This window comes from Holdemanella sp., from assembly GCF_056804935.1.
Genome location: NZ_DBMEXE010000166.1, coordinates 1 through 3,651 on the forward strand (window position 1 = coordinate 1; position 3,651 = coordinate 3,651).

The 3,651-nt window shown below is 32.6% G+C and carries 6 protein-coding genes; all 6 read right to left on the reverse strand.

Going from position 1 to position 3,651, the window contains the following annotated elements; all coding sequences use genetic code 11:
- Window positions 1-641: ribulose-phosphate 3-epimerase (gene rpe, locus ACZQCL_RS07465; protein ID WP_482482536.1), on the reverse strand; the 641-nt coding region annotated here is incomplete at its 3' end.
- A gap of 55 nt (window positions 642-696) precedes the next feature.
- The gene (locus ACZQCL_RS07470) at window positions 697-1,293 is read right to left on the reverse strand and encodes an SIS domain-containing protein (RefSeq protein WP_337619570.1); all 597 of its coding nucleotides are present in this window, start codon (window positions 1,291-1,293) and stop codon (window positions 697-699) included.
- A 2-nt stretch (window positions 1,294-1,295) separates the two neighbouring features.
- Window positions 1,296-1,808 (reverse strand): YjbQ family protein, encoded by a 513-nt coding sequence (locus tag ACZQCL_RS07475; RefSeq protein WP_118320430.1) that lies wholly within the window; start codon window positions 1,806-1,808, stop codon window positions 1,296-1,298.
- A gap of 1 nt (window position 1,809) precedes the next feature.
- Complete coding sequence (locus ACZQCL_RS07480) at window positions 1,810-2,100, reverse strand: PTS sugar transporter subunit IIB (RefSeq protein ID WP_482482539.1); 291 nt, start codon at window positions 2,098-2,100, stop codon at window positions 1,810-1,812.
- Window positions 2,101-2,121: 21 nt separating this feature from the next.
- Entirely contained in the window at window positions 2,122-3,447 is a 1,326-nt protein-coding gene (locus tag ACZQCL_RS07485) for a PTS galactitol transporter subunit IIC (RefSeq protein WP_337619573.1), read from the reverse strand.
- Between the two features lie 14 nt (window positions 3,448-3,461).
- Window positions 3,462-3,651, reverse strand: a 190-nt coding sequence (locus ACZQCL_RS07490; RefSeq protein ID WP_482482541.1) for a PTS sugar transporter subunit IIA, incomplete at its 5' end; no start/stop codon positions are given.

Below are 3,651 nucleotides of genomic sequence, written 5' to 3' on the forward strand. Positions count from 1 at the left end.
CACAATGCATTTTTCAATTTTATAATTCTTTGCTCTGGATTATCATCACCAAATATATATCCACCGGATACAAAAACATTTGCACCTGAAGTGTAGCATGGAATTATTGTTTGATCATTAATATTTCCGTCTACTTCAATATCAAATAAATATTTATTACTATCCTTGATTTGTTTTAGTTCCGCTATTTTCTTTAAAGTACTTTTTATAAATTTTTCACCTAACATCCCTGGATTTACTGTCATAACCAAGACTTGATCTACCAAATTAAATACATCAGTAAGAGTGTTAACTGGAGTGCCTGGATTAATAGCTACACCGGCTTTTTTACCTAATTTCTTAATTTGATTTAAACAATTATATAATTGTTTAGTACTCTCCTGATGAATACTAATAATATCCGCATCTTTATATTCTTCTATATGTAACTCTGGATTATTAATCATTAAATGTACATCTAACACTAAATCTGTTTTCTTTTTTAAATCCGTTAATATCTTTCCACCAAAAGATTGCATTGGAACAAAATTACCATCCATAACATCTATATGCAAATAATTATCTCCTACAGTTTTTGCAATTTTCACATTTTCTTGAATATCATATATATTTGAATTTAACAACGATGGCACTATAATCATAATTTCCTCCATAAAACATGAAGAGATAGACTCAATCTATCTCTTTTTCAATATATCACTTAACAATAGCACTCAAACGATCACCTACATCACCGCTTGGATGATTTTCTAAAAATACTTTTTGTGAGAAAGATGAATTCCTTTCTATATAAATCGCAATCGCATCAAAAACTGAAATTACAGCTAATGTACTAGCAGTTGCCAACATATTATATTCATCGGGTTCCTTTTCAATTTTAATTTTCAAGAACAAATCTGCTGATTTGCCAATTTTAGAATCTCCATTCTCACCTACATACACAATAAAGGCCTCTTTACTTTTAAGATTTTCTAAAAAAGAACACAACTCATTTGTACTTCCACCTTTAGAAATCATAATGACAATGTCATCTTTTTCAATAGCTCCAATTCCACCATGAACAGCATCTGATGGATTTAAGTAAAATATTCTTTGATTAACCACTTGCATAGTATGAACAATTTTTTTTGCAGCCATTGCAGATGTTCCACATCCAGTCACAAAAACATTACCCTTATTGTTTTGGATTTTATTAATCAATGTATTAACCACATCATAATCTAATGATTCCGTTAATTTTTTTAATTCATCACTTTCCGCTTCAATAACACTTTTAATACTATTTTCAACCATTTTTATTCTCCCATAATGACAATATTACATTTTCTTCTACGTTCCCTTGTTTGGTCAAAATCAACAAAATAGATATAACCCACTTTACCATTTAACAAATTTCCATCTTTGATAATCAACGTTTCGCTTGCCCCTAATAACGTAGATCTCAAATGTCCATCCGTATTCAACATTGTCCATTCTTTTGCTGGATAATCCGGATCTGTTTTAGCCATACCATATGCAATATGCTCTGGCCCTGGACTGTGGTATTGCCCTTCTGTTCTTTGAACAGGTACAATTTTGTCTAGTGCTTCATTCAAATCCACTTGTAAAAATTCGTCACCATAATAATTCTTGTCATGCATAAACTCTTCAAAGAAGACTGCACAAGTAGTATGAGGACTAGATACAACACAAATTCCATTTTGAACTCCACTGCTAGCTAACGCCTCCATTACATCAGATGTAACATCATGATAGGATGGTCGATTAGCCACAGTATTTAAGTCAATTTCTTTATGAAATACTACCATTCTATTTTCCAAGTCTTTCTTTTACTTGTGCAAAAACTTGTTCAGCTCCAAAACCAGTTAATAGTCCTAATCCCATAATAACTTTATCTTTAATATTTTCTGGTACTTGTATAGTACTTATTACAATATCATACTTATCTGCAGCAATATCCTTAGCCTGTGCTCCAATCGAAGATTGTTTTACTTCGACTTCACTAGCCAATCCTTCGCTTTTTAACCAACTCTCAACTTTAGTTCTTACAACCGTTGAAGTTGCGTGCCCTGCACCACATATAATCATAATTGTTTTCATTTTATCCACCTCTATTTATTTTTATGCTTGAACCTTATTTTTTTTGTTTACATAGAATAATACAACTAATGCAATAACTGTTAGAATTAATAATCCTGGTACACTTAAAAGATTTGTGATAAATACAATTAATACATTTGGCCATAAACCTGCTGTAACGTATGAAATCATACCACTACCAATTTCAAATCCTGCAATATGATATGCAGTCGTTAGTGCTGGTGCTAAATAAGTAGCTGCATAAAGCATAGTAATTGTATAAATTGAACATCCTAATACACTTCTAAAAACATTTCCTCTAAATCCTGCGACCATTAAGGCTAATCCAAACACTAATGTTGGTAAATCTCCAAATGGTAATACCTTGTTTCCTGGTAGAATAACACCAATCAAAAGAGTAATTGGGATCATTAATAAAGCAGTTGACATAACAGATGAATTTCCAACTACTAAAGCAGCATCCATTCCGATATTAACTTCTCTACCACCCATGTATTTTGCCGTAAATTCTTTTGTTGCTTCTGCAACAGGAGTTAGACCTTCCATAAATAATGAAACCATTTTTGGCATAATTTTTAGTACAGCTGCCATTTGTACCCCTAATGTCAACATTGCAGGTACTTCATATCCTGCCAACGCCCCAATGGCAAGTCCAATCACAAATCCAATCACAATTGGATCTCCAACTACTCCAAACTTTTCTTGAATAATTTCTGGATTTACTTCAATTTTATTTAACCCTGGAATTTTATCGAACAACCAATTTAATGGCACCGCTAATACCAATCCTGCATTAGCCATCATGTGAGTACATGTCATTCCAGGAAAGCCATAGAAATCAGTCATAAATGGAGTTGCTAAATCAGCTAAAATAATTTCAATCAAGAATGCTGGAATCATTGAAAGAACACCAATCAAAAAACTATCTGTAATTCCCCATACCATAATTCCAATTAATGCAGGTTGCCATAAATTCCAAACGTCAACATTGAAAGTTTTAGTCAACCCTAAATAAATCAACACAGCATTAAGTGCAAACGCAATTGGAATAATCACAATTCCCATTGTTGTTGAAAATGCAACAGGTCCTGCTGTTCCACTACCTAAATCCATAATACTTAATGACAACCCATATTTTTCAACCATCAATTTAACTGCTGGTCCTAAAGCATCTGTCATCAATCCAGTAACCATACTTAGTCCAATAAATCCGATACCAATTGTTAACCCTGCAACAATTGCTTTGCCTGGTTTCATTCTTAAAATCAAACCTAAAACAATAATAATCGCTGGAATAAATACTGAAGAGCCTAGGCTCATAAATATATTCATAAATGTTTCAATCATGTTTTTCTCCTCTATTAAATTAATCCCTTTTCTTTTAAAATACTCTCATACTCTTCTTTCGAAGAGCATTCATACATTCTCTGCATCAATTCTTCGTCTAAAAACAACCCCATTAATTTTGCTAGCGTTTCAGCCTGTTCATGCGGTTGACTCATCGCAATCATAAAAACATGAGTCACTTCTATATCTTCTGACGCGTTTCCC